The organism is Allocoleopsis sp., assembly GCF_036703385.1.
Lineage (GTDB): Bacteria > Cyanobacteriota > Cyanobacteriia > Cyanobacteriales > Coleofasciculaceae > Allocoleopsis.
Genome location: NZ_DATNPA010000295.1, coordinates 62757 through 76872, shown reverse-complemented (window position 1 = coordinate 76872; position 14116 = coordinate 62757). Strand labels below are relative to the sequence as shown.

Below are 14116 nucleotides of genomic sequence, written 5' to 3'. Positions count from 1 at the left end.
AAAAACGGGGTGTTACCCCGCTTGGAACAAATATTTTTACTGGACTAAACTATCAGGCGAACAAATCGTCAGCTACGGCGTACAATTCCTCTACAAGACCCAGATCTTCAGCAATATCCAAGGGCTTCTTCTTGCCACTGTTCTTCGCACGCTGGCGCAAATCGGTGTGATAGCGATCGCGGAACTCTCGATATAGCTGCGCATATGCTTCTTGATACCCCAACCCTTTTGCAACAACAAAGTCTGTGACCCGTCGTCTGATTTTCGCTCTTGTGCTAAGTTCTTCCGCTTCCACAGACGGGGGTTCGAGGGTATTGAGATCCGCAATCGCTTCATCCCGAATTTGCTCGAATTGAGTTAAACGAGATTCCAACTCTTTGGTTAGACGCTCCTGCTCCACCATCTGCTGAGCAATCAAAAGAAATATCTCGGCTTGGCTTTTTGGTTGTGGCTGAATAGCTTCAGAGCTAACCTTGTAGCCAGCTGCTTTGTGCAAATATACTCGAACCCCAGCCCTGAGAAGCTGTTTGGCAATCACAGGATTATCATCAACTATCCACTCTGAAATTAAATCCTCCGAAACAATTGCAACGGTTCTTAACCCTTTTACTGTTTGAATTTCAGCCGTTTTAGATTGCGTCGATGCAACGGTTCCCATGCGGCGTGAAATTGTAGACTTATCCTTGCCACTCATTCGAGCGTAGCCAGATACTGAGCAAAAACTCTCCCCAGTATCATTGTCTATGATGATTTCGAGTCCATCTTTGTTGAAAACTGATAAATTAGACATTCGTTCTTCTTTTTGTTAGATGAGATGAACAGCAATCGCTTCCTGAAGTTGTCCAGACTGGTAGGAGGCGATTTGTTTATTTGCTTCAAACCTGACTAAGCTTTTCTGCGCCTTCCCGGTCTACCCTTTTGTCGATTTAGCATAGACTCTCGACACGCTTCAGAAAGCTGAGAAGGACTACACCGTAACAAAGTCAAAAGCGTCTCGTATTTACTCGGTGTTAATGTTGGCTCTGTTCGACCTCCTATCCAATTACGTATAGTGGTTTCGCTCATTTGTAGCGATTCAGCTAACGCCTCTCTTGTGATACCTGCGCTAGCTAGTAAAGCTTCCATGTCCATCCCTTAAACTTGTACTCCTATATAGTAAATTAGTTTTCAAAAATTGATTGACAAAAATTGAAAAATGATTTGCAATATGAGTATGCCCTAACTTTTAGGGATAAAGCAAAAGCGATCGCGCCTGTCCGCAAAAACTTACGCGATCGCTGCCTATCACCCCGTAAAGGGGTTAATTTATTATGCCAAATGACCCGACTTTAGATAGTCGATGGGAAGATCTTGGGGGCTTTGAGCAATCTGTACACGCAGCCCAAGACGATGATGCTTATCAGGATTTCGCGTCGGCTGAACGAGAATTGCAAGCCGATCAGCACGATGAAGATATCAGGCAAGCTTTCGCGCCACCGGAGTACTAAAAGATGCACATACCATTTCACCTTAAATACCGCCCATCAAAAATTGCAGACTTGATTGGTCAGCCATTAATTCAGACCACCTTAGGTAACGCCATTGAACGCGATCGCATAGCCAATGCCTACTTATTAGAGGGCGGTCGAGGAACTGGGAAAACCTCAACCGCTCGGATACTGGCAAAGTCGCTAAACTGCCTTAGCTATGATAAACCTACCGTATCCCCTTGTGGGGCTTGTAGTAACTGTAAAACCATAGAGTCGGGTAACTCTCTGGACGTTTTTGAGCTAGACGCTGCCAGCAACAACGGCGTGGATGACATTCGTAAGCTGATTGAGTCTGCGCAGTTTTCCAAGATGCAGGCACGGTATCGTGTTTTCCTACTCGATGAGTGTCATTTTGTCAGCAAGGCTGGGCAGGCGTCACTCCTGAAAACGCTTGAGGAACCCCCCGCAGGTGTGGTGTTCCTGTTGTGTACCACAGACCCAGAAAAACTCAGTGAACCGATTATCAGTCGATGCTTGCATCTCCGGTTTGGTCGCATTGGTGTGGCTGATATTGCGCATCGGCTTACTGAGATCGCGCAGTTGGAAAATATTGTTATTAGCCAAGATGCAATCACCGCGATCGCGTCATTGTCAAAAGGGGGTATGCGAGACGCCTTGCAAACTTTAGAACAGTTGACCGCGTTGGGTAAACCCATAGTGCCAGACGACGTGCGGACGTTGTTCAAACAGGCATCTACTGAACAGTTGTGGAAATTGGTGCAAGGGATTTTATCGGGGGATGTGGGGCTTTTGATGATGGAGTCTCATGCTGTTCTAGAACAAGGATTAGACCCTCAAGCCATCCTACAAGACCTGTTGGCGGTCTATCGGGATTTGTACGTCCTAGATTTGTGTGGGAGGGAAGGGAGTAAGGCAAAAATTCCGCTAATCAGTAGCCTTGACCGTACCCTGCTGGAGAAGTTGCTCCCATACGGCTCACACGAACAAATTGAAGCTGGGCTTAAGGGTTTGCAGAAGTCTGAATCAGAGCTTCAGTTTTCCCCTAATCCAGCTATTTGGCTAGAAATCTGCCTACTTCGCCTAGCATCGTCGGGGGTATTCTGATGTTGATTTGGCTAACCGGAAACGATGCTTACAAGTGCGATCGCGTAGTGGCGGAACACAGGAGCAAACTTGACCCTAACTGGCAAGCCTTCAACTTCCATCGCTATGGTGTGGAGGAGTTGGAGCAGGTGGTCTCTGAAGCCAATACCATGCCATTCGGTAGTACCACTAAGGTGCTGGTAGTGCAGGGAGACTTAAAGTCTGACCACGAGGCTTATATCAAGCAGTTAGTGGATGTCCCAGATTATTGTGTTGTGATTCTGCGGGTAGTGCTGGATGCCAGAACCAAGGTCGGTAAGTTGGTAAAGTCCAAGGCTAAAGTGTTGGATTACAACTTACCTTCGATTTGGAAAGCTGGGGCATTGTCCCGATACATTCAGCAGGAAGCCACTGATTTGGAGTTGCGGCTATCTAATCCAGTTGCCGACTATTTAGCCGAGGCCATCGGTGAGGATGCCTACCGCATCCACAGTGAGCTAGAGAAATTGTCGCTCTCTCGACACTTGCTTCGAGGGGGTAGTAATCCACACTTAAGTTGGGTGCAAGAACTGGTTCCCAATCTAAACCAAAACGCGATCGCGCTAGCCAATGCCATCCGGTATCACAACCACACAGAAGTACTATCCCTAACCTCTGAACTTCTGGCACGAGGTGAACATCCGTTGAAAATCAATGCCGCGTTGTTAACCATGTTCCGTCGCTGGCTAACTGTAAAAACCGCCCGTGTTGTTTCTGATGAGGTGTTAGCGCAGAGGCTCAACCTTGGTAATCCCAAGCGGTTGTATTACCTGCGCCAGGAAGTAGCACCCTTAGATGTGGAATGGTTAAGACGAGGCGCGATCGCGTTGTTTGAGTTGGAGTGCAAACTGAAGCGTAGTTTAGACGAGGAAGGCTTCACTCTTGCTCTACTTGCGCTGACTTGACAACTAACAGTTGTCAATCAACAGAACCCCGCCGCAAGGTGGGGTTTTGCTATCAGTAGGGAGCTTTTGGCACCAATGCTGCTATCAACTTCTCCAACTTAACCGTTACCAAAAGTGTCGCATTCCAAGCGTCAGAAAACTCCTCATTTTGCAATACGTTGGGATTATCTTGACGATACAACTCTAAGTTGCCATAAATATGGTTGAGCTGAGTACGAAGCGCCTCACTAATAACCGCGATTTTAGACTTTGTATCAGCCGCTCTAGACTTGGCTTTTTCCAACTGGGCGTAAATAGCCGCTAACAAATCAAATCGGCTGAAAGGCTTGGAAAGATAATCATCAGCCCCTTCATTCATCCCCTCTCGAACATCATTGTGTGCCGCCATTGCCGTCAGGAAGATGAAAGGGATTTGAGATGTTGTATTGTTACCACGAATGGTGCGCAACACGTAAGTACCATCACCAGGACGCATCATGCGATCGCACAAAATTAAGTCAGGTAGTTCCGCGATCGCTTTGGCAACACCTTCATAACCATCTTTTGCTGTAATTACAGCAAAACTTTCAGCCTTTAAAATATCCTCTAAATTTTCCCGGATGTCCGGCTCATCCTCAATCACCAATATTTTTACAACCATATGTTTGACAACTAATAGTTGTCAGATTAGTAACGCCACAACCAGCGCGATCGCTTCCAGTAGGCATAGCATCTGCCACAGCCAAGCCCGTGCAGGTCGATTGGAAAGTGCGCCTAGTAATTCACACAACCCCGTTTCAAAATCTTCTAAAAATACCCATTGAAGCTTAGCTAAATGCGGTGGGAGTAGGGTGTTTTCCAGCATTAATGGGATAACGGTCTTCTTCTGCTGAATTGCCGCTTTAACTTCGTAAGCACAATACGTGGAGCCTAGGGAATTTGGGGAGACTAAGAATAACAGTACATCGCAGTGATTGATACCTTGTTTTATCTTTAAGCTCCAATCATCGCCTGCTAAAATGTCTTGCTTGTCAAACCAGATATTATGGTACTTGTTGAGGAAATTGGCTAATTTATGAGCTATTTCCTCATCGTGGCGGGAATAACTAAGAAAGAGTTTCACGTCTGAATGGGCAAAACATACTAAAAAAGTATCACTTGAGAAAAAAAAGCACATCCGCAAGTTCACGGATTTCGCCCAACAACGACCTGTGTTAGGCTTGAAGTAATATTTCTCAACAGTCCAATGAACGACTACATATTAGTCGTAGATGACGAAGAAAGCATTCGTGAAAACATCCAGGACTCCCTGGAGCTAGAGGGTTACACGGTAAAGATTGCGGCGTCTGCCGAAGAAGCGTTGTACATGGCATTTGCCGAAACACCCAGCCTCATACTTTGCGATGTCCGTATGGGCGATCGCGATTCAGGGTTTCGCGTACTAGAACGCATTCGCCTCAATGACTCTACCAAAAATACACCTTTTGTTTTCATTTCAGCGGCTGTGGAAAAAGCTGCCATCCGCAAAGGGATGAATCTAGGTGCCGATGACTATCTAACTAAGCCTTACACCAGAGATGAGCTTCTAGAAACCGTCCGCGTAAGGCTCAATCGTGTAAAAGAGCAACCCGCACCAAAGCCCCTAATACCCTATATCCTTCTCAAATCCCGGGATTTTCCAGAAGAGGGACAGAAATTTGAGCTGAGCGGCTATCTAATTATTGGTAGGAAGAAAGAGTGCAACGTCAGAGTTAGTGACCCCTATACCAGCGCAATCGCGTGTACCATTATTCCCAAAGTGGCGGGAGAAGAAAAGTCAGCCGCATGGATTCACGATGGTGCGATTGTGAAAAAACCCACCCAAGACACGCGATCGCGTTATGGTGTATGGGTTAACGGCTATAAAATTGACGGACAAGCTGAGCTTCGCGGCGGGGAAGTTGTAGTTTTATCCCCTGCCACCTGTTTTGAGTATCACGTCCCAAGCGCGGAGGAAAAAATTGATGCAACCCAGTCCTCCGAACAATGAGGAGCGTATTCAAAAACTCAAAGGGAACCCTAGACTTTGGTTGTGGTTTTTGGTTGCCATTTGTGGGGTTGTGCTAGGAGAGCGCCTGTTGTGGTGGGTAATGGCACAACTTAAATCCCCAAAAGGATTTGGCGGTATTGACCTACCTACTTTACTTTCAATCGCGGGTACCATCTACGCCGTGGTGGCTTGGCTGATTCGCAAAATTCAAGGGGTATTGGCGGTTGTGGAAGGGCTAAATAGTCGCGTTGTGATCGCGGAGGTGGGTCTTAAAGAAGCGCAGACTCAGATCAACGCTTTGGAAAAAACCGCCGATACCCACAACGCCAAATTGGATTACCACGAGCTGCGGATTGATTACAATGATGCACGGGTTTCGGCAATTGAACGCGATCGTAATTAGAAAGGGGTTGGTAGATGAATGACGAAGGTAGAGAACGGGTGATGGAGAGCCTTGATTTTCGAGGTGTTCCCAATCCTGTAGCAAATCCTGCTACACAAAGTAATGAGATTGCAGTTTTATCGCAAGTTACAGGCGCGATCGCGTCTCACAAGGCTGAAGGTAATCCCCACACCCAATACGCCCTAGCCTCATCATTGGGTACCGCTTCGACTAAGGCGATTGGCGATTTTGACGCGGCTGGTGCTGCAACTAACGCAATAACGACGCACAAGGCTGAAACGAACCCACATTCGCAATACGCTCTAACGGCATCGTTGGGTACAGCCTCAACTAAGGCAATCACAGATTTTGATGCGGCTGGCGCTGCATCGAGCGCGATCACGTCTCACGAATCATCTACAAACCACCCCTTAGCTACACCCTTAGCGCCAGGGTTGATGAGTGCGACTGACAAAAATAAACTCAATAGCTTATCTACCGATGTTTTGAGCAAAAGCGGAAACCTAACTGATGTTCCGGATAAAGTCGCCGCTCGAACTAATTTAGGGTTAGGTAGTGCCGCGATCGCAAACAGTAACAGTTTTGAACCTGCGGGGGCGGTTAACACCCATGCCGCAAAATACAGCAACGGGTTTCATATCCCAACGACGGGAATTACAGATACTGAAGTGGCAAGTAACGCCGCGATCTCTGAGTCCAAGCTTGGCTTCACCATCCCAGCTTGGACGCCCGTCACCTATGCCTCTAACTGGGGCACGTTAACTGGTGGTGAAGCGGTAGCCTATCGGAAGTTTGCTGATAAGTTAGTGCAGTTGTCAGGGACGGCGGTTAAAGCGATCGCGTTGGTTAACAGCGATCTAATTTGCACCCTACCTACAGGGTTTCGCCCAGACCGATTGGCGCGATTTGCGATTTATGGGTCATCCGCCACCGGTACTCTTGTTTCAGCTTTTCTCACTATCTCCACTATTGGGGAGGTGCGATTGCTGTTGGGTGCTACTAACCCCACACAGTACATCGCTATCCCTAATAACACCGTGTTTTTTGCCGCATAGAAAAACCCCTCTTTGTGGGAGGGGTTTTGTTGGATGACATCTAGTAGTTGTCAGTCTAGTCAAGCGATATCAAGTGTTCAAGCATCTCAATGCGCTCAAGTTGTTCCTTGTATTCTTGCGCTAAATCATCCCCCATGTGTTTCTTGATTGTTAGATAAGGGTTTAATGCGGCATAGTACAAAATCACCACGGCCTCATGAACATTGTCATTAGGTGTACACACCTGCCACGTTTGAAGCGTATAAATATCAGCCTCATCGCCTGATTCGTAAAACTCCCAGACATACGCGTAGTATTTTCCGACTTGACGCTTCAAATCCCTTTGTAAATCCTCAAGGTAGCGATGCAGAGGCATACGTGCAGTCCCACCACCTGTCAACGGAAGCTCCGGAGAATCAGGCATAGGCTGACTAATAGAGAAAATTGTTGGTGGGTTACTGCCCCATGCACGTTTAAGTATTTCGCTCATTTTTAGCCCCACAATTTAAATTTGCAATCGAACAAACCTTTATCAACCCGTTCAACATTCGGCTCTGTACCACCGTATGTCGTTGCAATCGCGTCACACTCTTTTTCTGCAATTTTTCGGGTTGGTGCTTGAATCCTTTCGCTTTGCTCGTATTGTTGTTCTCCACCATCGGGTAGATAATCCCCCAGCTCGTTACTGCTGGATTTCTGTCTAGACCGAAACCAGTCCATAATTGAGATGCTCCATGTACTTGGGCAGCGATCGCGTGAGTTCTGTAGGCTGTGCGCGATCGCTTTTGATTTGACTCTTCCACTCTACAGAATTCCGTGCGGAATCGCAAGCGGAATGATATTATTTAGGAGAAGAGTCATTACATGAATATGAGAGAACTACGAGAAAGTTTGGGACTAACAATAACCCAAGTGGGTGCTGCAACAGGGGTTTCTGCCTCAACCGTTCGAGACTGGGAGGCCGGGAAGTATGAACCCCGCTACACAAACATCAAGGAACTGATGCGGCTGTTCGAGCGGTCATTCGATGAGATCGGAGAAGCAATCGAACAATCAATGCACAAAGGAGGGAAGAAGTGATACAACCTTGCCAGATAAACGTTTCTCAACTTCCTTCTATTCCTTTTGTTTGGTGCAAATCCCTCCCATCTGCTTCAGGGATATATATAGCCCTATCAGAAGATGATCAAGTTTTATACGTTGGGCAGTCCGGAAACATGCGTATGCGTTGGCGCAGTCATCACAAACGAACAGCGCTAATAGCGCACAATTGCTCAAAACTTTGCTGGATAGATGTTTCCGACACTTCCCTTTTGGCTGGAATTGAAAAAGCCTTAATTGAGTGGTTCAAGCCACCCTTAAACAAAGAGTCAAAACTCCCAGTACCTAGTGAACAGGTAGAAAATACACCGTTGATTAGACTTAGAGAGTCTTTGGGGATGACCCAAAGAGAGTTAGGGAATGCAATTGGCGTAACAGATCAAACAATCTCAAACTGGGAAAGGAGTACACATTCTCCCCGTTTAACCTTAGAACAGTGGGCTAATCTTTGTGACGTTAGTAAAAGAAGCCCACGAGAACTGGCGGATTTACTGAAATAACTATTTGTTGCGACCACACCCTGCGCGTCTGGACAACCTCAGGGATGCGATCGCTGCCCACCACAAACATAGAGGACTAATCAATTATGACAGAACCTAAAGTTCTAGAAGTAGGAAACCTCAACTTATCTATTGTTGATAAGAGCAAAATCAAGGACTACATCAACGAGTGCATACAAGAGGATAAATGGGGACAGGATTCGGATCTAGTTCAAATTTGCATCGACTTCATCGGCAAACCGTTAAAAGTTTATGCCTCTTGGCTGACCCTTCAGTGTATTTTTCTAGATTTGTCTCACCCAGAAATGTCAGTACTAGAAATGCGGACTTTTGGTTTAGATTATGCCACAGAACGCATGGAGATGGGCAAGGCAAGTATCTTAAGCGCAATCGATCATTGCCTAATAGCGCCATCTGAGATAATCGATACCGCTACTGATTGTTGCTTACCAATACCACTAGCACTTATGAATGTCTCTGACACAATGCTAAAGTGGAAAACTTTTGGAACCCTGCCAGCTTTACTTGTTGAAAGCGCTGTTTTAATCGAAATGGGGTTTTCTGAATTAATCAAGAAAAAAGCGTTCTGGAGATTTGAGCAGTTTTTGGCAAACCGTACAGCTAAGTGGCTAAGCGATCAAACAGTAAATACGCCCTTGGTTGGTCGTCGCAGTTATGTATCACCAGAGAAAAAAGTGCAAAAACGTTTAGCAATTCAGTTGGCAGGGAGAACCGAGGTTTCAACGCCAAGCGGTAGTATCGACATCTTGACAGCAACAGATGTTATAGAAATAAAACATTTTAGTCAGTGGAAATCCGCTGTCGGACAGGTTTTAGCATACCAGTTGCATTTTCCTGATAGAGGTCGTCGAATACATTTATTTGGTGCAAAAGAAATCAACACAAATACCAAAAACACAATAGCACTGGTGTGTGACAACTTAGACATTGTTGTTACATATGAGTAAGAAAATCTGGCAATATACGACTGGTAGCACAAGTTCTGTTGATTCCCGTCTAAAGTCGAAAGTCGATTAACAACTAATAGTTGTCATCGTGATCGCGGCTGCTAGCCTAAAAACGCAGTACGCGATCGCGGCAACAAAAGCAAAAAGGAGCGCGAGTCGAAATGGATATTAATCGTTTAGAGCAGTTAGGCGCAACAATTCAAAGACAATCGTCTTATTACGATTTTGAAGGCCCAATTGGCAATTATTATTTCTGGTTCCACGTTAGGGGTGTAGAGGCTGAGTGGTTATTCTCGCTAGTACCAATAGAAGGGTTTGAGGAGTTTGACTACTTCAAGCCTGATAAGCAGGTCTACTACAATACCGAACATCTAGAGGAGTTTTCGGACTTCAATGATTGCGCACCCAAGCTCGACATAGCGCTGCAAATTATCGAGCGCTGTTTGGTGGAATTCCAGCTACTACAGCTAGCAAGAGAACAAGGCTTTAACCAAGATTTTGTAGAACCGCTAGTGCATGTCCTGGGGAAGTTTGGGTTTGAGAAAATCAAAGACGCGATCACGGTACTTGAATTGTGGGAAAAATCTCAACCCGATCGCGGCTGCTAGTCTAAACGCAGTACGCGATCGCAATTTGTTTTTTTTTGAGGTAACACAATGTCAACCTACACTGAAATCCAACAACAATTACAAGCGGCACAAAAAATAACTGACGCCGCAGTTGAAAAGATAACGACGGCAAAAGAAGTTACGGACGAGATGCGAAATGCTCTAACAGGCGCGGTGGCGTATGGCGTTCAGTTAAGATCTAGACTTTCTCAATTACTTGAAAAGGAGGCTAAGGCGTTAGCACAACAAATAAACCTTAAGCGCGTAGATGTTTTATACCGAGGCAGACGCTACTCAGTTGGTGGTGAATGGTATGTCTATTACGAAAAATGCCACATTGTTGAGCGAAAGCCGAATTATGTGACAGTTGAATCTAAAGATTTTGGTATTTCTGGATTTTATAAGGGGGGACGGTTTCGGATTAAGTGTGAAGAAATACAGTATTGGGGTAAAGCATATCACAGCAGGCATGGCGACTTTTTCTACCTATCACCTTTAAGCGACAGCTCGCCTCTACCCGGTAGCGTCGTAATTGGTGGCGGATTACAGCCGCGATCGCAAGACGTTGTTTTAGGGACACCCCATCGGAATGTTGGTTGACAACTATTCGATGTCAACCCGATCGCAACAGGCTATAAAACGTCACCAACAAGTTGCAAGTCTGCGGGTAGTAATTATCCTTTAGGTAGGACTGAATTTCGACAACATCCTGCATAGAACATATAGGCTTCGTGCGAACAATTTCGCGCGAGCCTTTTATTATGCACTTTCCTGTTTTGTTAAACCCTTCAAACACTACAAAGTAGGTGTAGAGAATAAGCCAACGTTTTACATCTACATCTAAGACATGCGCGATCGCCTTAAGCTGAGGAACCGTGGGCCACTGCTTCCCTCTCTCAATTTCCGAAACGGCTTTAAAATACAGACCGTTGCTTGCTCTTTGGGCTAACTCCGCTTGAGATAACCCTTGTTTTTTACGCTCATTTCTAATTTCTTCGCCTAGTTTTTTTGCTGCAATCCCGTTGGGGTCAAGTGTGTGCCCAGCATCCAGCACTCCCGATTCGATCTGGCATTCAGGCATCTTTACTCATTCAGGAAACGCCCTCTTCAACAATTCTAAAACCCATAGCATGAGCTTGAGTATTGTCGAAACTACGGAATTTATGGCGCAGGTACTTGACGGGCGGCAAAAGGCGTGGGTTAGCCTAGATTTTACAACGGTACCCAACCCGATCGCAAAAGAGGGTGTGGCTGCCAACGAGATGGTGGTTGTCAGTCAGCTCACCAAAGCGGTGCAGGAGCAAACAGCGGCTAGAGAAGCGGCTGTTGCGGCACTGAATACAGCATTAAATACCGAAACACAAGCGCGTATCAATGGTGACACGCTAGCAGAACAAAGGTTACAGCAGGCGATTGAAGGGGTTAGTAAGCGGACGGTAGCTGATAGGTATGCAGGGAGTACCGCACCAACCCCATCATCTGTCCCTGGCGTTAACACTTCAGCCCCTGCTACAGATTGGCATAGCTGGTTTTTGTGGGACCAAGGGGCATCTAATCCCGATACTGGAATTTACTATTTCAACAACGGTACCCCTACAAGAGTTCTTTCTGTACAAATGGCAGCGGGGCTACTGGTTTACAGCGATCGCGAAAATACCTTTTGGTTGATGATCGACGACCCCAGTGGGGGTAGCGCCGATTTCGTGCCATTTGGTCGTAGCTCTGACCTCGGTTCTGCCCCTCCCATTTACACCACTGGAAATACCATCCGGCTGGCGTTTGAAAATGGCTGGTTGGCAACCAAAGTCAACTCAACCACCGGGGAAACTGAACTCACGATCGCGCAGAGTTTTAGGGACAGAGTTTCCACGCTTGAAACCAATGTTACCGACTTACAAACGCGCCTTACCAGTAACGAGCAGCTAGACCAAGCTCAAAACACCCGATTGGGTGCAATTGAGGCGGTTAATACGGCGCAAGATGGCGCTATTTCCAGTCTCAATACCCGTCTAACGGCTAACGAGCAGTTAGACGCGACTCAAACCACTCGGTTAGATGGGCTAGATACCACAACAGCTAGACTTCGGGTCGATGTAGATGCGGCGACGGCAAAAAATACGCAGCAAGATGGCCTACTAACAGGGCTTCGTACTGACGTTGACGCGAACACGGCAAAAAATACGCAGCAAGATGGCTTACTAACAGGGCTGCGAACGGATGTTAACAGTGCTATTGCTACTAATAACCAGCAAAATACGCAAATTGCTGGCTTAAGAACAGACGTTGATGGCGCGATCGCACGGAACACGCAGCAAGATGCCTTACTGGCAGGGTTAAGAACTGATGTTGATGGTGCCGTTGCCCGGAATACGCAGCAGGATGGGCTGCTCACCGGGTTGCGTACTGACGTTGATGCGAATACAACCAAGAACAACGCCCAAGATGGGTTGTTAGCTGGACTTCGCACAGACGTTGATGCCAACACGGCCAAAAATAATACCCAAGATGGGCTACTGGCAGGGTTAAGAACTGACGTTGATAGCGCGATCGCGGTTAACACCCAGCAGACTACGGCTATTACCGACCTGCAAAATACGCGCCAAACCGCTCAGCAAGTATCAGACGCGATTTTGGCGCAGTTCAAATCCAATAATCCCATCAAGACATTGGTTAATGGGGTTGTGACTCAAGTCACCAGAGCTGGAGCGACTTACACCCAAACCACTTTTACGGTGGATTTAGGGCAGGCTGACTTTGCTCGCACTCGGTTCAGTGAAAATGCCTCACCCTTTGCCGCGATCGCACCACCCGACGAAACCTATCCCGGCACTACTTATGTGGTGAGTTTCTTGGGGATGCCAGGAGTCGCAACAACGGTGATGAATGCCGATGGCTCTGTTAAGAGTGGCGTGATTGACGTGTGGTTCCATCGTGGCTATCGAGGAAGTGGTACATCAGGTGGTAGCAATACCCCTGCAATTACGGCCACATTGTCACCCCTAAATCCCTCACTTGCCGCTAATGATGTTGTTACCTTTGCAGTAACAGGCGGTGGAAGTGCTAATGCCAATAAGTCATTCACATACCAGTGGTTTAATGGTAGCGATGTGAACTTCGCCACTTTCAACTTGGCACTAGATGCGTCTGGAAACTTCTCTTCCAGCGCACCGTTGTCAGCCCTAGGATTCAGTGCTGGGGATTACTACTTCAAAGCTGTAATTGATAATCAGACCATTACCTCTAACAAGATTACGGTAAAGGCGTAGCGTCTGATACCGCCCCTGTATCAGGCGCTTCTAGCGGTTGGACAGGCTGGACAAAGAGTGATGGTTGGACAAATGGCAGTCCCTTTAATGTTGGTTGGACTGCTGACTCCGTGAGTTTCTCCGGTGATACTACAACCCTCACTCTGACGAATAATCCAGCTTCTGGAAAACCGTACCGTAGCGGGGAATATCGTACCGAGCAACTGGTTGAACCTTATGGGTATTACAGCGTTGATATGAAAGCTGCCCCAGGTGCGGGATTGATGTCTTCGTTCTTCACCTACACTGGGTCAACTGACGGACAGCAGCATGATGAAAACGACATCGTGGAAATTCTAGGACTTGACCCCTACACCTTGCGCACTAATTTTTGGATTAATGACGTAACACACGAGGAGTTCATACCCCTCTCGTTTGACGCAACTGCCGATTTTCACAATTACGCATTGGAGTGGCTTCCTAACTCCTTGAGGTGGTACGTGGATGGGCAATTGGTGCGGGAGTACCTTGGGCAAACTTCCAGTATTCCTCAAAGAATCCTAATTAACCTGTGGGCTGGAGATGCAGCTAATTCAAGCTGGATGGGTAGCTTTAATTACACCCAACCGGTGTCAGCTCAGTACAAAAACTACTCCTACCAACCTGCGGTATTGAGTGATGGAACAAACGCTCTAACCGACGAATCAGGCAATACCCTGGGCTTGTAAAAAT

At 46.7% G+C, this 14116-nt stretch carries 20 protein-coding genes and 1 pseudogene; 14 read left to right on the top strand and 7 right to left on the bottom strand.

From position 1 onward, the window contains the following. Positions 1 to 52: 52 nt before the first annotated feature. Positions 53 to 790 carry a hypothetical protein gene (locus V6C93_RS14485; RefSeq protein ID WP_333477368.1) on the bottom strand — a complete coding sequence of 246 codons (738 nt, stop codon included), beginning with the start codon at positions 788 to 790 and terminating at the stop codon, positions 53 to 55. Between the two features lie 95 nt (positions 791 to 885). Next, complete coding sequence (locus V6C93_RS38740) at positions 886 to 1125, bottom strand: helix-turn-helix domain-containing protein (protein WP_414644178.1); 240 nt, start codon at positions 1123 to 1125, stop codon at positions 886 to 888. Between the two features lie 63 nt (positions 1126 to 1188). Here V6C93_RS38740 and V6C93_RS14480 point away from each other — a divergent pair, with 63 nt between their 5' ends. From V6C93_RS14480 to holA, 4 genes are read left to right on the top strand one after another with little or no spacing between them, the layout of a single operon-like run. Beyond that, complete coding sequence (locus tag V6C93_RS14480) at positions 1189 to 1332, top strand: hypothetical protein (protein WP_333477367.1); 144 nt, start codon at positions 1189 to 1191, stop codon at positions 1330 to 1332. Then, positions 1311 to 1487, top strand: coding sequence for a hypothetical protein (locus tag V6C93_RS14475; RefSeq protein WP_333477366.1), 177 nt, complete (start codon positions 1311 to 1313; stop codon positions 1485 to 1487). The genes V6C93_RS14480 and V6C93_RS14475 overlap by 22 nt, the downstream gene beginning before the upstream one ends. A gap of 3 nt (positions 1488 to 1490) precedes the next feature. Continuing rightward, positions 1491 to 2594, top strand: a complete 1104-nt coding sequence (gene dnaX, locus V6C93_RS14470; RefSeq protein WP_333477365.1) for a DNA polymerase III subunit gamma/tau — start codon at positions 1491 to 1493, stop codon at positions 2592 to 2594. Then, positions 2594 to 3517, top strand: coding sequence for a DNA polymerase III subunit delta (holA, locus tag V6C93_RS14465; protein WP_333477364.1), 924 nt, complete (start codon positions 2594 to 2596; stop codon positions 3515 to 3517). The genes dnaX and holA overlap by 1 nt, the downstream gene beginning before the upstream one ends. 52 nt (positions 3518 to 3569) lie before the next feature. Here the strand turns inward: holA and V6C93_RS14460 are convergent, their stop codons facing one another. Continuing rightward, positions 3570 to 4157 (bottom strand): response regulator transcription factor, encoded by a 588-nt coding sequence (locus V6C93_RS14460; RefSeq protein ID WP_333477363.1) that lies wholly within the window; start codon positions 4155 to 4157, stop codon positions 3570 to 3572. A gap of 21 nt (positions 4158 to 4178) precedes the next feature. After that, positions 4179 to 4619, bottom strand: a complete 441-nt coding sequence (locus tag V6C93_RS14455) for a toll/interleukin-1 receptor domain-containing protein (RefSeq protein WP_333477362.1) — start codon at positions 4617 to 4619, stop codon at positions 4179 to 4181. Between the two features lie 123 nt (positions 4620 to 4742). Between V6C93_RS14455 and V6C93_RS14450 the strand changes: the two genes are divergently transcribed. Genes V6C93_RS14450 through V6C93_RS14440 form a run of 3 tightly spaced genes read left to right on the top strand, consistent with a single transcriptional unit; the run spans position 4743 to position 6983 of the window. After that, positions 4743 to 5525, top strand: a complete 783-nt coding sequence (locus tag V6C93_RS14450; RefSeq protein WP_333477361.1) for a response regulator — start codon at positions 4743 to 4745, stop codon at positions 5523 to 5525. Further along, on the top strand, positions 5500 to 5928 hold the full coding sequence (locus tag V6C93_RS14445) for a hypothetical protein (RefSeq protein ID WP_333477360.1): 429 nt from the start codon (positions 5500 to 5502) through the stop codon (positions 5926 to 5928). The genes V6C93_RS14450 and V6C93_RS14445 overlap by 26 nt, the downstream gene beginning before the upstream one ends. 14 nt (positions 5929 to 5942) lie before the next feature. Continuing rightward, entirely contained in the window at positions 5943 to 6983 is a 1041-nt protein-coding gene (locus tag V6C93_RS14440; protein WP_333477359.1) for a hypothetical protein, read from the top strand. 55 nt (positions 6984 to 7038) lie between these two features. On the opposite strand, the gene V6C93_RS14435 is transcribed toward V6C93_RS14440, so the two are convergent. Together V6C93_RS14435 and V6C93_RS14430 are read right to left on the bottom strand one after the other, a co-directional pair. Beyond that, complete coding sequence (locus V6C93_RS14435; RefSeq protein ID WP_333477358.1) at positions 7039 to 7452, bottom strand: hypothetical protein; 414 nt, start codon at positions 7450 to 7452, stop codon at positions 7039 to 7041. Beyond that, positions 7436 to 7765: a hypothetical protein gene (locus V6C93_RS14430; protein ID WP_333477357.1), complete on the bottom strand. Its 330-nt coding sequence runs from the start codon at positions 7763 to 7765 to the stop codon at positions 7436 to 7438. Before V6C93_RS14430 ends, V6C93_RS14435 begins: the two co-directional genes overlap by 17 nt. Before the next feature lie 61 nt (positions 7766 to 7826). Here V6C93_RS14430 and V6C93_RS14425 point away from each other — a divergent pair, with 61 nt between their 5' ends. The 5 genes from V6C93_RS14425 (at position 7827) to V6C93_RS14410 (ending at position 10739) form a co-directional block, all read left to right on the top strand. Next, a complete protein-coding gene (locus tag V6C93_RS14425; RefSeq protein ID WP_333477356.1) occupies positions 7827 to 8042 on the top strand; it encodes a helix-turn-helix transcriptional regulator in 216 nt (71 codons plus the stop codon). Next, positions 8039 to 8563 carry a helix-turn-helix domain-containing protein gene (locus tag V6C93_RS38255; protein ID WP_414644176.1) on the top strand — a complete coding sequence of 175 codons (525 nt, stop codon included), beginning with the start codon at positions 8039 to 8041 and terminating at the stop codon, positions 8561 to 8563. Before V6C93_RS14425 ends, V6C93_RS38255 begins: the two co-directional genes overlap by 4 nt. Before the next feature lie 86 nt (positions 8564 to 8649). After that, positions 8650 to 9531: a hypothetical protein gene (locus tag V6C93_RS14420; RefSeq protein ID WP_333477355.1), complete on the top strand. Its 882-nt coding sequence runs from the start codon at positions 8650 to 8652 to the stop codon at positions 9529 to 9531. A 161-nt stretch (positions 9532 to 9692) separates the two neighbouring features. Beyond that, positions 9693 to 10139: a hypothetical protein gene (locus V6C93_RS14415; protein WP_333477354.1), complete on the top strand. Its 447-nt coding sequence runs from the start codon at positions 9693 to 9695 to the stop codon at positions 10137 to 10139. Between the two features lie 48 nt (positions 10140 to 10187). Then, on the top strand, positions 10188 to 10739 hold the full coding sequence (locus V6C93_RS14410) for a hypothetical protein (RefSeq protein ID WP_333477353.1): 552 nt from the start codon (positions 10188 to 10190) through the stop codon (positions 10737 to 10739). A gap of 13 nt (positions 10740 to 10752) precedes the next feature. Here V6C93_RS14410 and V6C93_RS14405 read toward each other — a convergent pair whose 3' ends face one another. Beyond that, positions 10753 to 11220, bottom strand: coding sequence for a helix-turn-helix transcriptional regulator (locus V6C93_RS14405; RefSeq protein WP_333477352.1), 468 nt, complete (start codon positions 11218 to 11220; stop codon positions 10753 to 10755). 49 nt (positions 11221 to 11269) lie between these two features. Between V6C93_RS14405 and V6C93_RS14400 the strand changes: the two genes are divergently transcribed. Further along, positions 11270 to 13405: a hypothetical protein gene (locus tag V6C93_RS14400; protein ID WP_333477351.1), complete on the top strand. Its 2136-nt coding sequence runs from the start codon at positions 11270 to 11272 to the stop codon at positions 13403 to 13405. An 89-nt stretch (positions 13406 to 13494) separates the two neighbouring features. Beyond that, a pseudogene (locus V6C93_RS14395) lies at positions 13495 to 14112 on the top strand (family 16 glycosylhydrolase); the annotation flags it as partial. Positions 14113 to 14116: the final 4 nt, after the last annotated feature.